Raw genomic sequence first — 21,691 nt, 5'->3', positions numbered from 1 at the left:
ATGGGTGGAGCGCGAGAGTTCTTAAGCGAGAGCATTGCTCTCCAGCGCGCGCAACCCATGCGGCCGCAATCGGTTGTTTTCCGGCCGGTGCCAGGCACTGTCTGCCCACGGCCGCATGGGTTTCGCGCGCTGGATACTTGAGTTCTTCCTTAAGAACTCTCGCGCTCCACCCATCCTACGAATGCCGGTCTGGGTCCAGGTTCAGGCCCATCATCATGCCGCCACCGCCGGCGCCGCCTTCTCCACCGCCTCCGCCCCTGCCCGAGTTCCCGCCGCCGTCGCCCTTGCCGCGTCCCGTCGCGGACGGCCGGGCAGGGCCCTGCCTCGGGATCTGCAATTGCCCGGGAACCGGCTCCAGGTCCAGCACCTGGCGGATGAAGTTGCGCAGCGACACCACCAGTTCGGCAGTGTGCACCGGCCGCCCCGCCACCAGATCGGCCGCCGCCCTGGCCGCCAGCCGCACCTGTTCCTCGGTGCCCAGCAGGATGACGTCCGACAGGGCGGCCTCGGTCGCGTCGCGCATGCGGCGCGCGCGGTCTCCGCCGGGCCGCGCCTCCACGGGATCGCCGCTGGAAGCGGCCGCCGCTTCCTCGCGGCGCAGGTCGCGCAGGTGCCGCGGATCCACCGCCAGGTTGCCGGTAAATGAACCGCCCAGCGTCTTGTAGGCCGCGATCAGCGTGCGCAGCCGCTCGTTGATCTGGCGGTTCTCGCGGGCGCGACGCTGCTGGATCGTCTGCATGACCACCAGGCGGATGCCCACGCCGATCAGTGTGATCAGCGCCAGGCCCAGCAAGGTCGACAGCAGGCCCTGCCAGGAGGTGAAGTCCAGATTGCGCATGCCGCGCTCCTTCTTACTCGAACCCGCGCGCCCCCAGCGCCCCGGTCATGTGGTCGATAAAGGACTTGATGCGGGAGGAGACCGCCGTATTGCGGTAATAGACGGCGTTGATCGGCTGCCTGACCTCCAGCGTCTGCTTGGGAAAGAGCTGCCGCAAGGCGCCCGACTCGCGGTCGCCGCGCGTCATGAAGTCGGACAGGCAGACGATGCCGGCGCCGTTCAGCGCCAGCTGCCGCAAGGTCTCGCCGCTGAACGAGCGCAGCGCCGGCGTCACGTGCAGCGGCTGGCCCGAAGCATCCAGCAGCGGCCATTCGTTCAGCGGCTCCAGCTGGCTGAAACCCAGCAGCGTGTGCGAGGCCAGGTCCGCCACGCTCTTGGGCTGCCCGTGCTGTTCCAGGTAGGCGGGACTGGCCAGCACGCGCAGCTTGCTGCTGCCCAGGGGCACCGCGTGCAGCGACGAGTCCTTCAGCCGCCCGATGCGGATGGCCAGGTCCGTGCGCCGCTCCAGCAGGTCGATATTGCCCTCGTTGCTGTTGAGCTCCAGTTCCACCTGCGGATACCGCTGGCAATAGCCCGGCACCAGCGGCACCACCACGTGCAGCATGAAGGGCGAGGCCGCGTCCACCCGCAGCAATCCGGCCGGCTGGTTGCGGCGCAGGCTCATCATTTCCTCGGTCTCTTCCACGGCCGCCACGATCCTGCGGGCCTGCTCCAGGTAGGCCCGGCCTTCCTCGGTGAGCGCCAGCCTTCGCGTCGTGCGGCGCATCAGCGTGGTCTGCAGCTTTTCCTCCAGCCGGCTCATGGTCCGGCTGGTGGCGGAGATGGTCTGGCCCAGCACGTCCGCGGCAGCGGTAATGGAGCCGCTGTCCACGACGGCGATAAAGACCTGCATTTCGTCGAGCGTCGTCTTCATATTTGCATTTATATCAAAAGTATTTCGCCGATACCGGACTTTTTTCGCAAGTATTAGACGGGCACACTGAATGCATTCCCAGGCACCTCCGCCTGGCTACCCGAACCACCAGGAGTTTTACATGAGCATTCCCGCCTTCGGCGTCGGCACCTTCCGCCTGCAGGGCCAGGTCGTTATCGATTCGGTGCGCAACGCGCTGGACGTGGGCTACCGCGCCATCGACACCGCGCAAATCTACGAAAACGAAGCCGAGGTCGGCCAGGCGATCGCCGAATCCGGCGTGCCCCGCGAAGACCTGTTCGTCACGACCAAGATCTGGGTTCCCAACTACGGCCGCGGCAAGCTCGTTCCCAGCCTGAAGGACAGCCTGGCCAAATTGCGCACCGACTACGTCGACCTGACCCTGATCCACTGGCCCGCGCCCGGCAACGGCGTGTCGGTCGAGGAAACCATGACGGCGCTGGCCGACGCCAAGGCGCAAGGCCTCACCCGCCAGATCGGGATTTCCAACTTCCCCATCGCCGAAACCCGCGCCGCCATCGCGGCCGTGGGCAAGGAGCAGATCGCGACCAACCAGATCGAGCTCAGCCCCTACCTGCAGAATGCCAAGCTCACCGCCTTCCTGAAGGAACAGGGCATCCAGGTCACTTCGTACATGACCCTGGCCTACGGCAAGGTGCTGAAGGACCCCGTCATCGGCCAGATCGCGCGGCGCCACAACGCCACGCCCGCGCAGGTCACCCTGGCCTGGGCGCTCCAACTGGGCTACGCGGTGATCCCGTCGTCGACCAAGCGCGAGAACCTGGCCAGCAATCTGCTCGCCCGCCAACTGCGCCTGACGGACGCCGACATGGCCGAGATCGCGGCCCTGGAACGCAACGGCCGCGAAGTCAGCCCCGACGGACTGGCCGCCGCCTGGGACTAAAGCGCCGCAGCGCCGGCCGGCCGCGGGCGGCCGGCGCGCATTCCGACATGCTTGTCGGATATCTCCCGCATGATCGCCACGAACGCGTCGATCGACGGATTGGGATTGTCGGGATGGCGCGCCGCGGCCAGCTCCGCGCGAAACGCGCCCGGCCCCCGGATGCCGACATAACTCAGGATGTCCATGCGCATCCGCCCCAATGAGGCCGGCACCACGGCCGCGCCGAAGCCGGCCTCGACCAGGGTAAGAATGGTCGGGATCATGCTTTCCTGCACGATGTCGGCGGGCTTGCCCGCCGCCTCGATCATCTGCCGCAGCACCTGGCTGAAATAGCGCGAGCGATCGCGCGCGTAACCCACCAGCGGCAGGTCCAGCACCTGCGCCATCGTCACCCAGCGCTTGGCCGCCAGCGGATGATCGCTGCGCAACGCCAGCACCATCGGTTCGGAATACAGCGGCACCGGCGCCAGGTCCGCGTCCGCGAACGGCGGCCGCAGCAGCGCCAGGTCCAGCCGCTGGCGGTGCAGGGCGTCCGGCATCTCGCTGGAGTTCATTTCCAGAAGGTCCAGCACCACGCCGGGATACCGCCGGCGGAACGCGAACAGGGCCTGCGGCACGTTCGAGTAGGCCGCGCTGGGCGTCAGGCCGATGGTCAGATGGCCGGCTTCGCCGCTGGCCGCCTGCCGCACCTGGCGGACGGTGGCTTCGTGCTCGGTCTCCATCCGACGGATGCGCCGCTGCAGCTCGGCGCCGGCCGAGGTCAGGCGGACCGAACGGGTCGTCCGTTCCAGCAACTGCACGCCCAACGCTTCTTCCAGCTTGCGCACGCTCTGGCTCAGCGGCGGCTGGCTCAAGTGCAGGCGTTGCGCGGCGCGGCCGAAATGCAGTTCCTCGGCCACCACCGCGAACACCTGGAGCAATCGGCTGTCGATCAACATTTATTTTTCCAGCAAATTAATAAAGGGAGAATAAGGTATTAGACAACCTAATAGGGTCTTTCCTACTATGCGCTGACAATCAACGCCGGGGGTGGATTCCCCTGCCTCACAGGGGAATGCAATGCGCACGACTACCGCAACCATCAAACTGCTGGCTGGCGCCCTCGCCGTCGGCTTCTCCCTGGCCTCGGCCGGCGCGCAGGCGCAGGCCGCCTACCCCACGCAGGCGATCAAGTTCATCGTGCCGTACGCGGCCGGCGGCAGCTCCGACACGCGCTCGCGCCAGCTCGCGCAAAAGCTGAGCGACTCGCTGGGCGTGCCGGTCGTGGTGGACAACAAGCCGGGGGCCAGCGGCAACATCGGCACCGGCCAGATCGCCACCGCCAAGCCCGATGGCTACACCATCGGCCTGGGCAACTTCGCGCCGCTCGCGGTCAACAAGGCGCTCTACACCATGCCCTTCGACCCGGCGGCCGACCTCGCGCCCATTGCGCTCATCGAGCGCGGCCCCATGGCGCTGGGCGTGAACGACAAATCGCCCTACGCGAACCCCGCCGCGCTGATCGAAGACGCCAAGCGCAACCCTGAAAAACTGAACTATGCCTCCACCGGCGCCGGCAGCGCGTCGCACCTGAGCACCGAGCTGTTCAAGGAGCAGGCGGGCATGAACGCCACCCACGTTCCGTATCGGGGCGGGGCGCCGGCGGTCAATGACCTCATCGCCGGCAACGTGGACTTCTACATCGAACTGCCCAGCCTCTTCCTGCCGCACGCGACCGGCTCCACGCCCCGCATCAAGATGCTGGCGGTAGCCGCCGACCAGCGCGTGCCCGGGCTGCCCGGCGTGCCCACGTTCAAGGAGCTGGGCCTGCCCGACATGGTCGTGTCCAACTGGTTCGGCGTGATCGCCCCGGCCGGCACCCCGCCCGAGGTGGTCAAGACCTTGAACGAACACATCAACCGCGCGCTGCAGGACAAGCAATATCGCGACGTCGTCGAATCGCAAGGCGGCGAGGTCGCGGGCGGCACGCCCGAGCAGTTCCAGGCCTTCATCGCCAGCGAAAGCGAGCGCTGGACGCAACTGATCCGCCAGAAGCAGATCAAGGTCCAATGATGCTGGATGCGCATGCAGCATGGTCCCGCAGCAAGGCGCGGGACGCGGACATCCAGGCCTGGGCATGGCTGGCCGAAGCGGCGGACCTGCCGCTGCCGCCCGCCGCGCCGGGCGCGCTGGCGGGCGTGGGGATAGGCGTGAAGGACGTGATCGACGTCGCCGGCATGCCCACGCGCTCGGGCTCGCCCGCCACCGCCGCGGAGCCGGCGCGCTGGGACGCCGCCTGCGTGGCGCAGCTGCGCGCGGCGGGCGCGGTGCCCATCGGCAAGACCGTCACCGCCGAGTTCGCCTACGCCTCGCCCGGCCCCACCCGCAATCCCCGCCAGCCCGCGCACACGCCGGGCGGCTCGTCCAGCGGATCCGCGGCGGCCGTCGCGGCCGGCATGATCGATATCGCGCTCGGCACGCAGACCGGCGGTTCCATGATCCGGCCGGCGGCGTTCTGCGGCGTCGTGGGCTTCAAGCCCACCTTCGGCCGGATCCACCGGCAGGGCATGAGCGTGCTGTGCGACTCGCTGGACACCATAGGCTGGTTCAGCAATACCGTGGCGCAATCGCAAGCCGTGGCCTCGGTGCTGCTGCCCGGCCGCGCGGCCCCGGAAGCACCGGCGCGCGCGCCGCGCGTGGCCCTGCTGGCCTGCGACGCGATCGGCCGGCTCGACCCCGATGCGCGGCAGGCGCTGGACGATAGCGAGGCGCGGCTGCGCGAGCACGGCGCCACCGTCGTCCGTCCCGATCTCGACGACGATCTGAAGACGCTGCTGCATATCCACACGCAGACCATGCACGCCGAGCTCGCCCTGGGCCTCTTGCCGCTGGCGCGCAGCCCGCAGGCAGGCCTGATGTCGCCGGTGCTGCGCGACGCGCTCAAACGCGGCCTGGATATCGGGCATGCCGATTACGTCCGGCTGCAGCAGGCGCGCGAACGCCTGTCGCGCGAATGGGTGTTGCGCTTCGGCGACGCCGATTTCATCCTCACGCCCAGCGCGCCCGGCCCCGCCCCGCAAGGCCTGCAATCGACCGGTTCGTCCGTCTTCAACCGCGTGTGGTCGCTGCTGGGCTGGCCCGCGCTGCATCTGCCCACGGCGCGCACGGCGCTCGGCCTGCCGGTCGGCGTCCAGTGGGTGGCGCGGCCGGACGACGACCACGCCCTGCTCGGTTGGGCCGCGCGCTGGCATGCGCGCATCGCCGCGGACGAATCGCGCCGCCGGCGGTATGAAAGCACCGGTACGAATTAACGGAGTCATCCTTTCGGATACTGGCGAACGGGCCAGGCTCCGCCTATACATCCCTGCAGCGGGCGAGCCCCGCGCGTCGTCATGTCGTCTTGCCAACAACGCCGGCCCCGCCACGGGGCCGATAACCAGGGAGGCCGTCATGGCTGCCAGGAAGCAAGCGGGACGGGCTGTCGGGAAGGCGGCCGCCAAGACCACCGCGCGCAAGACGCCGCGCCCCCGCAAGCCGCCCAAGCTCCCGCCGGCGCTGCCGTTTCGCCGCTCCGCCAAGCCCGACGCCTTCGATGGGCGCGACCTCGCCTTCCATCCCAATATTTCGGTCACGCCCAAGACGGAAATGATCCCCGCCATGGGGCTGACGGTGAAGCACCAGGGAGAGACCTCGGCCTGCACCGGCTTCGCGCTGTCGACCGTCGTCGAGTACCTGCTGCGGAAATCGGAGCGCGAGCCGCGTCCCGCGATCTCGCCCTTCATGCTGTATTCCATGGCCCGGCGCTACGATGAGTTCCCCGGCTCCATCGACGACAACGGCTCCAGCCTGCGCGGCGCGCTCAAGGGCTGGTTCAAGCATGGCGCTTGCGCCCAGGCCTTGTTCCCCACCCTGGAGATGCCCGCCGCGGCCAACGACACCGAGGACGACTGGTGGCTGGACGCGGTGCGGCGACCGCTGGGCGCCTACTACCGGATCGATACGCGCAGCATCGTCGAGATGCATGCGGCGCTCAACGAGGTGGGCATCCTCTACGCCAGCGCGGGCTGCCACGCCGGCTGGGACGCCGGCCACGGCATCACGCCCCCGACCGCGCCGGCCACGCCCGCCGCGCAGCCCTTCTGGGTCATCCCCGCCGACGACCAGGAGACGGCGATGGACGGCCACGCCTTCGTCATCCTGGGCTACACCCAGGACGGCTTCCTGATCCAGAACTCCTGGGGCGAGGAATGGGGCACGCACGGCATGGCGGTGCTGACCTACGACGATTGGATGCGCAACGCCATGGACTGCTGGGTGGTCCAGCTGGGCGTCGTCACGCACGAACACGAGCGGATCTCCCACAGCATCAGCCTGCGCACCGACGGCAAGAAAGTCATGCTCGCGGCGGGCACGGTGCTGCGCAATCGCGAGATCTCGCCGTTCATCGTCAACATCGGCAACAACGGCAAGCTCAGCAACAGCGGCGCCTTCAGGACCACGCCGGACGACCGGCGCGCCATCGTCGACGTACACATGAACGCCGCGCGCGAGACGTGGGGCTTGAAAGACAAGCCGATGGACGTTTGCGTCTACGCGCACGGCGGACTGGTCGGGGAAGAAGCCGCGGCGCAGGCGGCGGCCGAATGGATTCCCCTGCTCTATGAGAAGCAGATCTTCCCGGTCTTCCTGATGTGGGAGACCGATTTCATCACCACCGTGAAGAACATCATCCAGGATGCCGCCAACAACGTGCCCCGCACGACGGGCGGCCTGGGCGAACGGCTGGAGCGCTGGTGGAACCAGCGACTGGAACGCTGGCTGGCGCGGCCGGGCACGGTGATCTGGGGGGAAATGAAGCAGAACGCCCAGGCGATGAGCGAACCGGCTCCCAAGGGCATGGCCCAGGAAGAGGCCGCGATGATCATGCTGTACCAGCATTTCAAGTCGCACGTCAGCCGGGGCCGGGTGCGGCTGCACATCGTCGGCCATTCGGCCGGCGCCATCGTCGCCAGCCACTTCGTCCACCGGCTGGCGGCCGACGGCGGCGAGCTGGAGTCGCTGAGCCTGATGGCCCCGGCGGTCACCCTGGACACTTTCCGCCGGCTGGTCGTGCCCAACCTGAAGACCCGGGTCAAGCGGTACCAGCAGTTCCACCTGTCGGACCGCGCGGAGGAAGACGATCCCACCTGCGGCCCGTACCGCCGGTCGCTGCTATACCTGGTGAGCGAATCCTTCGAAGGCGGCACCACCACGCCGCTGCTGGGCATGGAGCGCTACTTCCGCGATGCCGGCATTGCCTGCGACGCCGTTCATGTGTCGCCGGCCGGCGGCAATCCGCCGGGAGGCGGGCCGCCGGTAGCCTCCAGCACGCATGGCGGCTTCGACAACGACAAAGGCACCCAGCAGCAGGTGATCGCCTTCATCAAGCGCTGAGCCGGCGGGGCCGCCGGCTCAGCGCCTGGCTACTGCGTGTCGTAGCGCGGCGAACGGGGGCCGTACAGGAGGCCGCCGGGCTGGCCGGCGGTGAGCAGCATGGTGTTCGTCATGCCCGCCACGCCATAGCTGCGGTCGGAGAGCGTGTTGACGATCTGATCCACCATCGCCTGGACCAGCATGCCCAACAGGCCGCCGCTGCTATTGTTGTTGCCCTGCACCACCTTCTGGCTGCCGCTCCACAGCTTGGCGCCGTTGCGCAGGTCGATCAGTTCGGCGTCGATCTCCACGGTGATGGAACTCGCCACGACGGCATAGGAAGAGCCGTATTGCTTGACGGTCATGTAGAGCGCGGCGTCAGCCCCGAAGATCTCGCGCAGCTTGACGGCCGGCAGCTCCCGGATCTCGTCGGCCGACTGCATGCCGTTCTGCTTGAAGGTCTCTTCCATCACGCCCACCGGCACGACGTAGTAGCCGGACTCGGCCAAGGGGCGGGTGGCCTGCGACAGCACGGCCGCGGTGGCGGCCACGTCGACCGAGGTGTTCACGGGCGGCAAGACCAGGATGGAAGCCGGCTTGCTTTCGCGGAAAGCCGTGTAATCGACGTTTTGGCGCGGAGCCGCGCAGCCGGCCAACAGGGCGACCATCGCCAGCACGCCGATACGAAGTATCGTGGACATCATCAGGATCCTTTCTTCGATAGGGTTGCTTCCGACGGCGCCGCCGGGGTGGAGGCGGGCGCTTGCGCGTCGGACGCGGCGGCTTGCGGTTGCTGTTGCTCCGCGGGCGTCTTGCCCACGTTGCGCATCAGGAAATCCATGAACGGCGAAGATTCGGGAAAGGCCACCTTCTCGCCCTGCAGTTGCTCCAGCGCCTTGTTGCCGTCGCCCATCTTCAAATACAGCATGCCCAGATGCGCGCGGAATCCGGGCGGCAGTTCCACGCTGGACGCCCGCGCGGTTTCGGCGTTCTTTTCCAGGGCCTGGGCCTGCACCGCGTGGTCCGCGCCATCATCCTGCAGATAGGCGTAGACGGTGGGCTGGTAAGCCTCCCAGCTGTACATGGACTTGGGCTGCTGCACGCAGGCGCTCAGCAGGCCCGCGACGGCCGCAATGGCCAGGCCGCGAGCCGCGCGCCGGATCGGAAAATTCGACATCACGCTCCCCTTATTGGACGGCAGGTTGCCAGGCGCCTTGCTCGATGCCCTCGACCAGGCGGTCGACGGCTTCGCGGATGGCCAGGTCCAGCACCTTGCCGTTGAGCGTCGAGTCGTAGCCGGCGGTGCCGCCGAAGCCGATGACTTCACGGTTGGACAGCGCGTACTCGCCCGCGCCGGAGGTGGAATAGACCACTTCGGAGGTCGCCACGTCGACCACGTTCAGATCGACCTTGGCGTAGGCCACCTGTTCCTTGCTGCGGCCCAGGATGCCGAAAAGCTGCTGGTCGCCCGTGACCTTGCGGCCGAAGGCCGTTACGTCGCCGGTCACCACGTAGCGCGCGCCCTTGATTTGGCTGGCCTTTTTGTTGAAGCCGGCTTCCTGGGCGATCTCGGACAGGTTGTCGCGGTCCATCACCTGGAAGCGGCCGCTGCGCTGAAGGTGGCTCACGACGATGGTCTTGGCCTGGCCGCCGAGCCGGTCCACGCCGTCGGAGAACACTCCGCGGAGGTAATTCGTGCGGTTATCGAACTTGCCTACCGAAATGGGACTGCGCACGCCCTGGTAGGGCTTGCTTGCCGCCGCCACGGCCGGCACGGCCAAGGCCTGCGAACGTTCCGTGGCGCACCCCGCCGCCAGGGCGGACAACACGACCGCCGCTCCGATTCCTGCAACCCGTTTCAACATCATCGCTCTCTCCAGCCGGCCCCCCTCGTCGTTGCGCGGGACGGCGTCCGTCTCTGTTTAGTCGAGCCCGAATTATAAACAACTGAATAGAATGGAAACGAATTGAAATACTGGGAAGAGTCCGGTCTTTCCGTTGGATTGCGCCAGGCCGGACGCCCGGCGCCCCCTCCGCTACCGGAGTTCCAGGGTCGCGTCGATGACGCGCAGGGTCGGCATCAACTGGCGCCAGGCATCCTTGGAGATGGCGGCCGGCCGGGTGAGCGTCGCGGTGCCCGGATCGTCCAGCAGGTCGCCCTTGCAGGCGAACACGATGCTGTTGGTCATGTCGTCGTCCACCACTTCAAAAAGGGACGGACCAAAGGCCTCCCGCACCCGATCCATGTATTCATGGTGGTCCGGGTGGTTCACGTGGAAATTGATCACGAGGATGCCGTTCTCGCGCAAGGCGCGGAAGCAATCGGCGTAGAAAGCCGCCGAACACAGCGCATCGGGAATGCCCCCCACGCCGAATCCATCCAGGAAGATCACGTCGGCGTGGTCCTCGGCGGCGCGCAGGTATTCGGCAGCGTCGGCCTGGATCACCCGGAAGCGGTCGCCGTCGGGCGGCACCATGAAGGCGTCGCGCAGGGCGATGACGTCGGGATCGATCTCGATCACCTCGATCTCGGTGCGGACGAGGTGGCGGTGGCAGAACTTCGGCAACGAGCCCCCGCCCAGGCCGACCATCAGGATGCGGTCGGGTTGCGGGTTGAACAGCACGAAGCCCATCATCATCCGCGTGTATTCCAGGTCGAGCGCATCGGGATTGAGCAGGGACATGCTGCTCTGGATTTCCTTATCGGTGAAATGCAGGGTCCGTTTCGTGCCGTAATCCCGGACGAAGGGCCTGGGGCGGCCCGCGGGCGCCTCGGACAACGGGGGATCGGCGGGAATGCGAGGGTCTGACATGGGGCGTAGCGTATTGCCGGGAAACGGAGAGAAGATACCACCCGGCGCGGCGCGGGGCCGATCCACAGCGGCTGCCCTCATCCATTTGGCGGATGTCGGCCGCGAGCCTTGGCGGGTAAGCTCGGCCTGCGCGAAGCCAGCCCCCGGCTTCGTCATGCGGACCAAGGCCATGGCAGGCAATCCTCCTACCCATTACGACACGCTGCAGGTCTCGGAGAACGCCAGCGCGGAGGTCATCCGCGGCGCGTACCGCTATCTGTCGCAGAAATGGCATCCTGACAAGAATCCCGACAAGGCCGAGGAGGCCAGGCGCGTCATGGAGCGCCTGAACGAAGCCTACGCGGTGCTGTCGGATCCGCAGCGGCGCCAGGAACATGACGCGTGGATCACCCAGCAGCGCGCGGCGCGCCCCGCCAGCGGCGGAGGCTCCGCGGGCGCTCCCCCTCCGGGCGCCGATTCTCCTGACACGCTGCGCGACTACTATGCCGCCGAAATCGCCAAGGGCCGGAATTTCTGGGTCTGGCCGCTCGCTTTCGTCGGATGCCTGCTGCTGCTGGGCGCGGTGACGGGCTTCGTGCCCGCGCTGGATAAGTTCGTCAAGGAATACCGCTACATCGCGCTGCTCATCATGCTGGCCGGCGCCTCCGCCATCACCAACTCCGCCCGCGACAAATACCGGGCGAGCCTGCTGCGCCAGAACGACACCCGCGTCCTGGAGCAGCGCTATACCGAGCACATGCGCCAGAAGACCGTCCGGCAGGTCGTGACCGGCGTGGCGGCCGTGCTGCTGGTGGGCGGCGCGGTCGCCTACTACGGCCTGGGCCTGAACGCCCAGCAAAGCCAGGTGCAGGCGGCCCGGCGCGACGACACCAAGCCGGCGCCGCCCAAGCCCGCCGTCCTGACGATCGAGAATGCTTGCGGCAAGACCCTTCGGTTCGCCGTGCACTACCTGCCCGACGGCGGCACCTGGCGCACCGAGGGGTGGTGGGACGTGGACTCCCTGAGTTCGACCGCCCTGCGCGGCGACCTGGGGCAGATCGCGTCGTCGAACGCGATCTTCTACTACTACGCCGAAACGCTGGACCGGAAGATCGTCTGGCGCGGACGCGACGATGACGACACCGACGCGACCTACACGCTGGACGGGCGGACGCTGCGCTTCGACCGCGTGCGCCTGGAACGCGACGACGGCGGGCGCTACCAGCTCAAGCTGACCTGCTAGCGCCCGCCGGGCGTCGCTAGATCAGCAGGACCGGGCACGGCGCGGTGGCGACGATCCGGCCGCAGACCGACCTCAGCACGGCGTCGAGGAACTGCCCCCGGTGATGCGAGCCCATCACGATCGCGGCGGCACCCGACTTGGCCGCGTACTCGACGATCTTCTCGGCGGCGTGGCCCGTCAGTTCGTGGCATTCGAACGCCACATTGCCGGCGGTCAGGATGTCGACCACCGACTTCATCGCCTTGCCGCTTTCTTCGTGATGCCAGGCGTCGATGTCCGCCTTGCCGATGAAGGCCTGCACGTCGCCCGTCACGTCGGGTTCGCAGTGCACCACGTGCACGATGAAATCCCGGTTGAGCAGGGGGCTCCCGACCAAGTAGCGCGCTGCGGCATCGCTGTAGCTCGACCCATCGGTGGCAAGAATGATCGTGTTCATGGCGGATCTCCGGTTTTTGACGCTTTGGCCTTGGGACGCGCGGCGCGTGCCGCCGTCCGTCCGGGCAGGATCAGGCTGGCGCCCACGGACGCCAACAGGATAAGGCCAACTGCCCCAAGCGACCACTGCACGGGCACGTGGACCCACGGCGCGGCCAGCATCTTGGCGCCGATGACGATGAGCACGACGGACAGCCCATGCTTGAGATAGAAGAAGCGTTCGCGCATGTCGGCCAGCAGGAAGTACATCGCCCGCAGGCCCATGATGGCGAAGATATTGGACGTAAACACCAGGAAGGGATCGGTAGTGACGGCGAAGATCGCGGGGATGCTGTCGACGGCGAACACCGCGTCGCTCGCCTCCACCATCAGCAGCACCACGAACATCGGCGTGGCGTACCGCAAGCCGTTCACGTACACGAAGAACGACTCTCCATGATAGTCCTTGGTGATCCGCATGGAGGCGCGCAGCAGGCGCACCAGCGGGTTGCGCGCGATGTCCGGCGCATGGTCCGCGTGGGCCAGCATCCTGGCCCCGGTCACGACCAGCAGCGCCCCGAACACATAGAACAGCCACGAGAATTGCGCCAGCAGCCACACGCCGGCGAGGATCATGGACACGCGCATTACGATGGCCCCGAGCACGCCGTACAGCAGCACGCGGCGTTGCAGTTCCAGCGGCACCGCGAAGTACCCGAATATCAGCGAGAACACGAACATGTTGTCCACGGACAGGGACAGTTCGATCAGGTAGCCGGTGAAGAACTCCAGCGTCTTGCGATGCGCCACGGCGCGGCCGAGCGTGGCGTCCAGGTACCACCACATGAGGCCGCCGAACAGCGCGGCGAGCGTCATCCAGGCAAGGACCCAGCAAAGCGCTTCCCGCGACGAGACGCGGTGCGCATGCCTGCCGCCCAGCACGTACAGGTCCACTGCCAGCACGACCAGCACGAACCCGACGAAGCCCACCCACATCGGCAGGGTGGCAAAGGTCTCGACCTGGCTCATCTACGCCTCCCGCCATCGCCCGGGCGCCGCGAAAACGGCGGCCCGCGGCGCGCGGCAATTGCACGAATCCAGTCTAGAGCAGCGGGATTTTCCGAACAATTCGCATATGACGAATTGATAGTCAGGCTTTTCCGAACGTGACGAGACGATGCCGCCGGGGGCCGGAACGGCGCGGGCAGGGGTAGAATTTTCGCTTGAGGAGCGCCAGGCGCGGCCCCACGCCTGGCAAACAACGGGAGGCTGACTCATGGCAGAGATATCCCCGGCGTCGCAGCAGGTCCGGCCCTTGGAAATCGGCGACATCACCGTCATCGACAACACCAAGCTCAAGAAGGCGGTCACGGCCGCCGCGCTCGGCAATGCGATGGAGTGGTTCGACTTCGGCGTCTACGGCTTCGTCGCCTTCGCGCTGGGCAAGGTGTTCTTCCCCGACGCCTCGCCCGCCGTGCAGACCATCGCCGCGCTCGGCACCTTCTCGGTGCCGTTCCTCGTGCGGCCGCTGGGCGGCGTATTCTTCGGCGTGATGGGCGACCGCTTCGGGCGACAAAAGGTGCTGTCCCTGACCATCATCATCATGGCCATCAGCACCTTCTGCATCGGGCTGATTCCCTCCTACGAATCCATCGGCCTGTGGGCGCCGGTCCTGCTGTTGCTGTGCAAGCTCGCCCAGGGCTTCTCGGTCGGCGGCGAATACACCGGGGCCGCGGTCTTCGTCGCCGAGTACGCGCCCGACCGCCGCCGCGGCTTCCTCGGCAGCTGGCTGGATTTCGGCTCCATCGCCGGCTTCGTGCTCGGCGCGGGCCTGGTCGTGCTGCTGCAGGCCACGCTCGGCGAACGCACCTTCCTGGAGTGGGGCTGGCGGGCGCCGTTCTTCGTGGCCGGCCCGCTGGGGCTGCTGGGCCTGTACCTGCGCCATGCCGCCGAAGAAACCCCCGCGTTCACGCAGCAGCTGGAGAAGATGGAACAGGAAGACCGCGATGCCGTCCAGGAACGGCCCGCCGTGTCCTTCCGCGAGATTTTCTCCAAGTACCGCAAAGCGCTGCTCGTCTGCATCGGCATGGTGCTGGTGACCAACATCACCTACTACATGCTGCTGACCTACATGCCCACCTACCTGTCGAGCAGCCTGGGCTACTCCGAGGAGCACGGCGTGCTCATCATCGTAGTCGTCATGATCGGCATGCTGTTCGTGCAGCCCGTGGTCGGCTTCTTCAGCGACAAGATCGGGCGCAAGCCGTTCCTGCGAGTCGGCAGCGTCGGCCTGCTGCTGATCGCGGTGCCCGCCTTCATGTTCGTCGGCAGCGACAACACCGGCCTGATTTTCCTGGGCCTGCTGTTCATCGCCGTGTTCCTCAACTGCCTCACCGGCGTCATGGCGTCCACGCTGCCCGCGCTATTTCCGACGCGCATCCGGTACAGCGCGCTGGCCAGTTCCTTCAACGTGGCCATCATCGCCGCCGGCCTCACGCCCACCGTGGCCGCATGGCTGGTGGAGGAAACCGGCAACCTGATGATGCCCGCCTACTACCTGATGGCCGCGTCCCTGATCGGCATCTTCACCTCGTTCTACCTGCCCGAGACCGCGAACCGTCCGCTGCGCGGCGACACCCCGACCGCATCGAGCCGCCACGAAGCTCGCGCCCTGCTGCAACAGGCCCACGAGCACATCGAACAGAGCGTGCTGGACGTCGAAGCGGAGATCGCCGAACTGGAGGAAAAACTGGAGGCGCTGCGGGAACGCCGCCAACGCCTCGCGGACCGCCATCCCGACCTGGAATGAAGCGGCGCGGCCCCGAAAAGGACCGCGCGCCGCATCAGAAGCGCATGGCCAGCTTGAGCACGCCGGCCTGCTGCCGGTTGCCGCCGCCGAACTGCGCGTCGTAGGCGACACCGGCCGTCGTATTGCGCGTGATGGCCATTTCGACGCCCAGTCCGAGCACCGCCGCGTCGCGCGCGATCGGAACGCCCGTCACCGAGAAGTTGCTGCCGCCCTCTAACGCCAGCACCTGCGTGGGCTTCACATCGCCCATGGCGTGGCGCCAGCCCAGGTTCGCGGTCAGGCGACCCGGCGCCTGATCGGAGCCGAACTCCCAGGCGCCGCGCAGGCCCAGCGTGGTGCTCGTCACGTCGTCGGAGCTTCCCGCGCCGCGCAGGGCAGCCGTGCCGCCGGATTCCTCGAAGCCGCGCGTGCGAACCTGGTTCCACGCCAGGCCGGCGTAGGGTTCGATGGTGTACGCATCGCCCAGCGGCAGGTTGTAGCCCAGCTCGGTGAACACTTGCGTCGACGACGCGTGATAGGACGATTCGAGCCGCTGGTTCAAGCTGCCGGCCACCACATCGCGTTTCGCATCGATGTCGTGCCAGGTGTAAGCCGCGCCCGCCATGAAGCGGAAATGGCCCGCGCCGGCTTGGAAGTTACGGCCGCCGAACACGGTTGCCGTATAGCTGTCGACATTGCTGCGCGACGACACGTCGTCGATCGAGTTGTGGCTGCCGACATAGCCGAGCGCGCCGCCCATGCGCCAGCCGCCGCCCACGGCGCCGTCGCCGCCGACGAAGAGACCGCCGGACGATTGCGTCACGCTCGACGCGTTGCCATCGCTCCCGAACGTGCTCCAGTTGCCGAACGCTTGCGCCCAGACCGGCGATGCGCCGCTTTGCGGCAAGGCGTCGGGCGACGGCGAGCCCAGCTGGGCCGTGGGCCGTCCGGCGCGAACCGGCGCGTCGAGGTTGCCGCGCAGATGGGCCAGCGGCAGCGCGCGGACCGTGTCTCCCTGGCTCTGCAACACGCTGGCGGTGCTCGCGTACGCCTCGCCGGACAGCATCTTCAAGGCCGTGCGCGCTTCGCCCGGCGTCATGGCCAGGACGGCCGACGTAACCTGGCCAGCGCCGGTCGTCTTGGCCGCCGCGATGCCGCTGCCGACCACGGACGACCCGGCGCCGGCCGGCGCCGGCGCGGTTCCGGTCGTCGACGACGCATTGCCGGCCGAGGCGGAACCGTTGCCGGTCGAGGCGGCGCCATTGCCGGTGGACGTGGAGCCATTGCCGTTGGACGCCGATCCGTTGCCGGTCGACGCGGAGCCGTTCCCGGCCGCGGGCGGATCCTCCTGATCCAGCGCGCCGCCAACGCTGCTCTCGTTCTCCGTGCCGCCGATGCTGCCGATGGGCACGTCATTGCGCGTCAGCGTCATGAACGCATTCTTCGCGTCGTAGCTGAGCGTGGGCGTCAGGAACGCGTACGAGCTCGATGCACCCGTAAACCGGCCCTGGATGCCGCCATCCGCGGTCAGGATGTTGTACGTGGTGCGCGGCGCATAGTTGCCGTCGGGGCCCACGTGCGCCACGGTGCCGTCCAGGTAGGCGATGCCGGTGACGTGGATGCGGTCACTCGCGCTGCTGGCCGGATCGGCATGCACGCGGTAGATCGCGTCCTGGCCGAAGGTGAGATTGCCGTTGACGGTAAGCGTGCCCATGGGCGAGCCATCGTTGCCCGGGGACACCACCGCCGTGGGATAGAGGGTGGTGGTGCCCACCTGGCCCACGCCCGCCAGCACCACTTCGCGGCCGATATCGAGAGGGCCGTTCAACTTGCCGTCGATTTCCAGCGCGCCGTCGGCGATCAGGATGGGGCCGCTCAGGCCGCTGCTGTCGGCGGTCAGGATCAGCGATCCCGGGCCGGTCTTCACGAAGCCCTGGGTGCCTTGCAGCGGGTTGTCGATGGTGTCGACGAACTGGCCGGAGGCATAGGTGCCGTCGCCCACCACAATGGCCGGCGGGTTGGTGCCGTTGGCCACCAGGGTGATGGGCGCGCCTTGCACGCGATAACGGTCGGTGGCGAACTGGATGCCCGACACACGCACGGGGCCCGCGCCGCCGTCGACGTTCACCACGCCGGCCGCGCCGGTGAAGATGGCGTAGCCGCCGTCGGGCAGGGCGCCCGTGGCGTTGGTCGGACTGTTCCAGTTCGTGCCGGCCGCGCTCCAGGTGCCGCTGCCGCCGCCGGCCCGGGTGGCCGACGCGGCGCCGTTGCCGTTCCACAGGTTGGTGGTGTTCGGCCCCAGGATGAGGTTGATCTGCTTGTCGCCGGTCAGCGACTGGAGGGTCGCGCCGGGCTGCACATAGCCGGTGACCGTGCCCAGCGTCAGGCCGTTGCCGCTCAAGGCGCCGCCGTACGACATGATCCGGTAGTAGCCGCCGTTCACGCCATAGGTATTGACCGAGACGTTCAGCGTCGTGTTGTTGATGACGGCATCGCCGCGCACGGTGATGTTGTCGCCGGTGCCGGGTTGCGTGATGGGCAGTCCCGCGAAGCCGGTCTCGAAGTCGAACACGGCATTGTTCATCGACAGGTTGCCGTTGACGACGAGATTGCCGTTGGAGACGCCGGTCGGCGTGCCCGCGGCATAGCCGGGCGCGACGCGCGCATTGCCCGACACGTTGAGATCGCCGTTGATCGAACCGAAGCCTGCGACGGTGCCGTTCGAGGTCGCGGATACGTTCCCGCCGAGGGTGACGCCGGCTCCGCCGCCGTTGCCGCCGATCACCACCGTGCCCCCATTGACGTCCACTCCGCCGGGGAAGTTGGCCGAGCCGTCGAATACCTGCATATTGCCCGACCCAACGGTCAGGTCCGCAGCCGCAACGCTACCGCCGTAGGACGCGCTCAGCGCGAGCGTCGCCGTCAGCCACCTCTTTGTGCCATGTATCAACGTGATTCCTCCCTATCTCGATTAATAGCCCGACCCCAAATCATTACTGGATTGCTATAAACGTATATCTACGTAACAAACAAATCCGCACGCGGGAAATAGGGCCTCCGCAAAAAAAGGACGCAATGTATACCGCTTTTTTTGCAATACCAAGAATTAATAGGGAAAAACTTTCTATATTATTGAAATAGCACGGATGGATACCATCTCGATTATCTTTCGAGTAATAACGTATGCATCAATATTATCTACACAGCGCTTTACGGATACCATCCTAATAATGAAAATGGCGAAAACGGATACCATCCGGACTCGCGCGCGCGATTATTTTTTCGGGATGCTTCCGAAACAACTGGACATGTTTGATGCGCGGAAGCCAGGCCGCTGGGGGGGCCGGCAGAGGGCGCGGCCCGATTGGGCCTGGGATCTACGCCCGGGATCGCAATTCAGTGATGGACCTGATGGCGCATGAAGGCATCATGCGCTTGCGACGGCGATTCCCATAATCTGTGCGGGCGCATACCGTGGGGCTGCCTTACACGCTGTTCCATAACGCGCCGGCAACTCCATATGCATCGCTCCCAGCGATAACGCCAAGCCAAGTGCCGCTGCGCGGCACTTGGCTTGGCGTTTGATGCTGGATAATTCCGTCGGGGCTCGAATATATCGAATCCGCTCTTTTCCTATTCCAGCTTTATCCCGGCGTCATCCACCACCTTGCGCCATTTTTCGATTTCCGCCTGCAACGCCAGGTTGAAATCCTTCGGCGTGCTGCCCACGGTTTCGATACCGTCCTGCTCCAGCCGAGCTTTCAGGGCAGGATCGGCAAGGACCTTGATAATCGCTTCCCGCAGCGTCTGGACGACGGGCTCCGGCGTTCCACGCGGAGCCAGTACGCCGTGCCATGCCGACGCCTCGTATCCAGGCACGCCTGCCTCGGCCACGGTCGGCACTTCGGGCAGCAGCGGCGACCGGCGCGCTCCCGTCACGGCCACGGCTTTGACATTGCCCGCCTGCGCCTGCTTGGAGGCCGACGCCGCATCGCCAAAGGTCATGTCCACCACACCGCCGACGACGTCCAGCAGCGCAGGGCCCGCGCCCTTGTACGGCACCGGCACCAGCGCCACGTCCGCCTGGCGCATGAACAGTTCAACCGCCAAATGGGCCGAACTGCCCTGACCGGCGGTCGACAAGGTGATCGTGCCGGGTTGCCGCCGGGCATACTCGATCAGTTCCTTGAGGGTGCTGACCGGCAACTGCTTCTTCACCGCCACCACATAGGGATAGCTGGTCAACTGCGTGATGGGCGCGAAATCCTTGCGTGCGTCATACGGCAGCTTGCTGTAGACCGAAGGATTGATCGCATTCGGCCCGCTCTGTCCCAGCAGCAGGGTATAGCCGTCAGGCGCGGCCTTGGCCACGGCGTCGGCCCCGATGATGCCGCCGGCGCCGCCCCGGTTGTCGATGATGAAGGGCTGTCCCAGCTGTTCGCTGACTCCCTTGAACACCAGGCGCGCGACGATGTCCGCGCCGCCACCGGCCGCGAATGGCACGATGACCTTGACCGGACGGTCGGGATAGGCCGCCTGCGCCCCGGTCGCGCCCGCGAGGGCCGCGCAGAGGACTAACGCAGGCATCAGGAATTTGTGGGTGTTACGCATGAATGAAGTCTCCGTTCGTTGTTCTTTGGCGCGTCGCGCCCCGCCTAGGGCAGCACGCCGGGCGGCACGCCGCCGGCATAGGTCCGGTAGCTGACCCCGCCTTCCCAACCGGCGTCCACGGGCAACAGCACGCCGGTAATCAGGCGTGCCGAGTCCGAGCAAAGAAACGCCACCGCCTCGGCGACGTCCTCCGGCGTGGGCAGTTCGCGCAGCGCATGCACCGACAGCATCTTGGCCAGATCGCGCTGGCCCGCGTCGATCCGGGCCTGCAGCGCGGGCGTCAGCACATAGGTGGGCGCCACGCTGTTTACCCGCACCCCGTGCGGACCCAATTCCTGCGCCAGGATCTGCGTCAGTCGGGCAATCGCCACCTTGCCTGGGTTGTAGGCAGGCAAGGGCAGCGGATGCAGGCTATTGATGGACCCCACCGTCACGATGTTGCCCGCGCCGCGGGCGCGCATGCGCGCGCCGAAGCTACGGCATGCGTGCACGGTGCCGTGATAGTTCACGCGCCACAAGCGATCATGCGCGGCCAGATCCATGTCGAGCACGGACTCGGTATTGGGGATGAGCGCGGCCGAGGTGACCAGCGCCGTGGGTTCGCCCAGATCCCTCACCACCGCGTCGGCGCAGTGCTGCACGGCGACGGCGTCGGCGACGTCGCAGGCATGGAACTGGGCCGCGGCGCCCTGCGCGCGCAGGGCTTCGACCAACCGCTCTCCCGCTTCGCGCGCCACATCGAGAATCGCGACGGCCGCGCCCTGCGCCGCGAAGCGCCGCGCGCAGGCGGCGCCGATTCCGCTCGCGCCTCCCGTGATGACGGCAACACCGCCCGCGCTCATGCCTTGCCCGCGGCGGCCTTGCCGCGCACCTGCACGCCTGCGCCATCTTCCACGTAGCGGATGATCTCGGTCAGATCGGCGTCGTCGCCATACTTGTCCCGAACGTCGTTGACCAGCTTGCGCGCGGCGTCGCCCACGCGCAGCGGCACGCCCAACTGTTCGCTCTCTTCCAGGCACAGGCGCACGTCCTTGGCCGACAGGCCGACCGCGAAGCCGAAGTCGAAGCTGCGGGTCAGCACGAAACGCGGAATCTTGTCCTCGGACGCATTGGTGCGGCCCGAACCCGAGTTGATGACCTGCAGCATGATGTCCGGGTCCAGGCCGGCTTTCACGCCCATCACCATCAATTCCGACGTAATGCTGAGCGCGGTGACGGAAATCAGGTTGTTGATGACCTTCATGGTCTGCGCCATGCCCGGCTGTTCGCCCACATACACAGGCTTGCCCAGGACGTTGAAAACGTCCTGCAACTGATCGTAGCGTTCGCGCGAACCGGAAATCATCAAGGCCAGCGTGCCGCGGGTAGCGCCCGTCACGCCGCCGCTGACGGGGCAGTCGATGCTCTGGATGCCCAGGCCGGCCAGGCCATCGGCCAGCGTGCGAGCGGCTTCGGAACCGCTGGTCGACAGATCGATCACGGTGCGGACCGCCTTGCCCCGCGCCAGGCCCTGTTCGCCGAGCGCCACCGCGATGACGATATCCGGCGTGGGCAGCGACACCAGCACCGTGGCGGCGATATCGGCCACGGCCTTGGGGGACTCGGCGATGTGCGCGCCCTTTTCCTTCAGGGCCTGCAGTACCGCCGGCTGCGTGTCGTAGATGGTGAGCGCATAGCCCGCGTTCAAGAGCCGCTCGGCCATCGGGGCGCCCATGCGGCCGATGCCGACGAAGCCAAGGTGTTTTTCGGTAGTCATCGTAGTCTCGCTGTGGTTCT

At 67.0% G+C, this 21,691-nt stretch carries 19 protein-coding genes; 6 read left to right on the top strand and 13 right to left on the bottom strand.

Annotation, left to right across the window (positions count from 1 at the left end; translation table 11 throughout):
- Positions 1-175 precede the first annotated feature (175 nt).
- A complete protein-coding gene (locus tag ADE01S_RS27000; protein WP_062684851.1) occupies positions 176-838 on the bottom strand; it encodes a hypothetical protein in 663 nt (220 codons plus the stop codon).
- A 13-nt stretch (positions 839-851) separates the two neighbouring features.
- On the bottom strand, positions 852-1,751 hold the full coding sequence (locus tag ADE01S_RS26995; RefSeq protein WP_062684850.1) for a LysR substrate-binding domain-containing protein: 900 nt from the start codon (positions 1,749-1,751) through the stop codon (positions 852-854).
- Positions 1,752-1,872: 121 nt separating this feature from the next.
- Between ADE01S_RS26995 and dkgB the strand changes: the two genes are divergently transcribed.
- Positions 1,873-2,676, top strand: coding sequence for a 2,5-didehydrogluconate reductase DkgB (dkgB, locus tag ADE01S_RS26990; RefSeq protein WP_062684849.1), 804 nt, complete (start codon positions 1,873-1,875; stop codon positions 2,674-2,676).
- Here the strand turns inward: dkgB and ADE01S_RS26985 are convergent.
- The gene (locus ADE01S_RS26985) at positions 2,673-3,614 is read right to left on the bottom strand and encodes a LysR family transcriptional regulator (protein ID WP_062684848.1); all 942 of its coding nucleotides are present in this window, start codon (positions 3,612-3,614) and stop codon (positions 2,673-2,675) included. The two genes, dkgB and ADE01S_RS26985, sit on opposite strands and share 4 nt — an antisense overlap.
- 121 nt (positions 3,615-3,735) lie before the next feature.
- Between ADE01S_RS26985 and ADE01S_RS26980 the strand changes: the two genes are divergently transcribed.
- From ADE01S_RS26980 to ADE01S_RS26970, 3 genes are all read left to right on the top strand, one after another.
- A complete protein-coding gene (locus tag ADE01S_RS26980) occupies positions 3,736-4,728 on the top strand; it encodes a Bug family tripartite tricarboxylate transporter substrate binding protein (RefSeq protein WP_062684847.1) in 993 nt (330 codons plus the stop codon).
- A complete protein-coding gene (locus tag ADE01S_RS26975; RefSeq protein WP_244983320.1) occupies positions 4,725-5,966 on the top strand; it encodes an amidase in 1,242 nt (413 codons plus the stop codon). The genes ADE01S_RS26980 and ADE01S_RS26975 overlap by 4 nt, the downstream gene beginning before the upstream one ends.
- 139 nt (positions 5,967-6,105) lie before the next feature.
- A complete protein-coding gene (locus ADE01S_RS26970; protein WP_062684846.1) occupies positions 6,106-8,088 on the top strand; it encodes a hypothetical protein in 1,983 nt (660 codons plus the stop codon).
- A gap of 29 nt (positions 8,089-8,117) precedes the next feature.
- On the opposite strand, the gene ADE01S_RS26965 is transcribed toward ADE01S_RS26970, so the two are convergent.
- The 4 genes from ADE01S_RS26965 to ADE01S_RS26950 all read right to left on the bottom strand — a co-directional run bounded on the left by ADE01S_RS26965 (position 8,118) and on the right by ADE01S_RS26950 (position 10,880).
- Positions 8,118-8,768: a DUF799 domain-containing protein gene (locus ADE01S_RS26965; RefSeq protein WP_370511520.1), complete on the bottom strand. Its 651-nt coding sequence runs from the start codon at positions 8,766-8,768 to the stop codon at positions 8,118-8,120.
- A gap of 2 nt (positions 8,769-8,770) precedes the next feature.
- Positions 8,771-9,244, bottom strand: a complete 474-nt coding sequence (locus tag ADE01S_RS26960) for a DUF4810 domain-containing protein (RefSeq protein ID WP_062684844.1) — start codon at positions 9,242-9,244, stop codon at positions 8,771-8,773.
- Positions 9,245-9,254: 10 nt separating this feature from the next.
- Complete coding sequence (locus ADE01S_RS26955; RefSeq protein ID WP_087881470.1) at positions 9,255-9,932, bottom strand: CsgG/HfaB family protein; 678 nt, start codon at positions 9,930-9,932, stop codon at positions 9,255-9,257.
- A gap of 171 nt (positions 9,933-10,103) precedes the next feature.
- Positions 10,104-10,880: a fused MFS/spermidine synthase gene (locus ADE01S_RS26950; RefSeq protein WP_062684842.1), complete on the bottom strand. Its 777-nt coding sequence runs from the start codon at positions 10,878-10,880 to the stop codon at positions 10,104-10,106.
- A 169-nt stretch (positions 10,881-11,049) separates the two neighbouring features.
- Between ADE01S_RS26950 and ADE01S_RS26945 the strand changes: the two genes are divergently transcribed.
- Positions 11,050-12,102 carry a DnaJ domain-containing protein gene (locus ADE01S_RS26945; RefSeq protein WP_131828758.1) on the top strand — a complete coding sequence of 351 codons (1,053 nt, stop codon included), beginning with the start codon at positions 11,050-11,052 and terminating at the stop codon, positions 12,100-12,102.
- A gap of 16 nt (positions 12,103-12,118) precedes the next feature.
- On the opposite strand, the gene ADE01S_RS26940 is transcribed toward ADE01S_RS26945, so the two are convergent.
- Together ADE01S_RS26940 and ADE01S_RS26935 are read right to left on the bottom strand one after the other, a co-directional pair.
- Positions 12,119-12,538, bottom strand: a complete 420-nt coding sequence (locus ADE01S_RS26940; RefSeq protein ID WP_062684840.1) for a universal stress protein — start codon at positions 12,536-12,538, stop codon at positions 12,119-12,121.
- Positions 12,535-13,545, bottom strand: coding sequence for a TerC family protein (locus tag ADE01S_RS26935; RefSeq protein ID WP_062684839.1), 1,011 nt, complete (start codon positions 13,543-13,545; stop codon positions 12,535-12,537). Before ADE01S_RS26935 ends, ADE01S_RS26940 begins: the two co-directional genes overlap by 4 nt.
- Positions 13,546-13,792: 247 nt before the next feature.
- Between ADE01S_RS26935 and proP the strand changes: the two genes are divergently transcribed.
- Positions 13,793-15,325 (top strand): glycine betaine/L-proline transporter ProP, encoded by a 1,533-nt coding sequence (gene proP / locus ADE01S_RS26930; RefSeq protein WP_062684838.1) that lies wholly within the window; start codon positions 13,793-13,795, stop codon positions 15,323-15,325.
- Positions 15,326-15,359: 34 nt separating this feature from the next.
- Here proP and ADE01S_RS26925 read toward each other — a convergent pair whose 3' ends face one another.
- The 4 genes from ADE01S_RS26925 to ADE01S_RS26910 all read right to left on the bottom strand — a co-directional run bounded on the left by ADE01S_RS26925 (position 15,360) and on the right by ADE01S_RS26910 (position 21,671).
- Complete coding sequence (locus ADE01S_RS26925; RefSeq protein WP_062684837.1) at positions 15,360-18,254, bottom strand: autotransporter family protein; 2,895 nt, start codon at positions 18,252-18,254, stop codon at positions 15,360-15,362.
- Between the two features lie 683 nt (positions 18,255-18,937).
- Positions 18,938-19,915 (bottom strand): Bug family tripartite tricarboxylate transporter substrate binding protein, encoded by a 978-nt coding sequence (locus tag ADE01S_RS26920; RefSeq protein WP_062684836.1) that lies wholly within the window; start codon positions 19,913-19,915, stop codon positions 18,938-18,940.
- A gap of 44 nt (positions 19,916-19,959) precedes the next feature.
- On the bottom strand, positions 19,960-20,757 hold the full coding sequence (locus ADE01S_RS26915; protein WP_062684835.1) for an SDR family NAD(P)-dependent oxidoreductase: 798 nt from the start codon (positions 20,755-20,757) through the stop codon (positions 19,960-19,962).
- Complete coding sequence (locus ADE01S_RS26910) at positions 20,754-21,671, bottom strand: NAD(P)-dependent oxidoreductase (RefSeq protein WP_062684834.1); 918 nt, start codon at positions 21,669-21,671, stop codon at positions 20,754-20,756. The genes ADE01S_RS26915 and ADE01S_RS26910 overlap by 4 nt, the downstream gene beginning before the upstream one ends.
- Positions 21,672-21,691: the final 20 nt, after the last annotated feature.

The sequence above is a fragment of the Achromobacter denitrificans NBRC 15125 genome (genome assembly GCF_001571365.1).
GTDB lineage: Bacteria > Pseudomonadota > Gammaproteobacteria > Burkholderiales > Burkholderiaceae_B > Achromobacter > Achromobacter denitrificans.
Note: the sequence above shows the minus strand (reverse complement) of the source record. Positions and strands in the feature narration are given on the sequence as shown.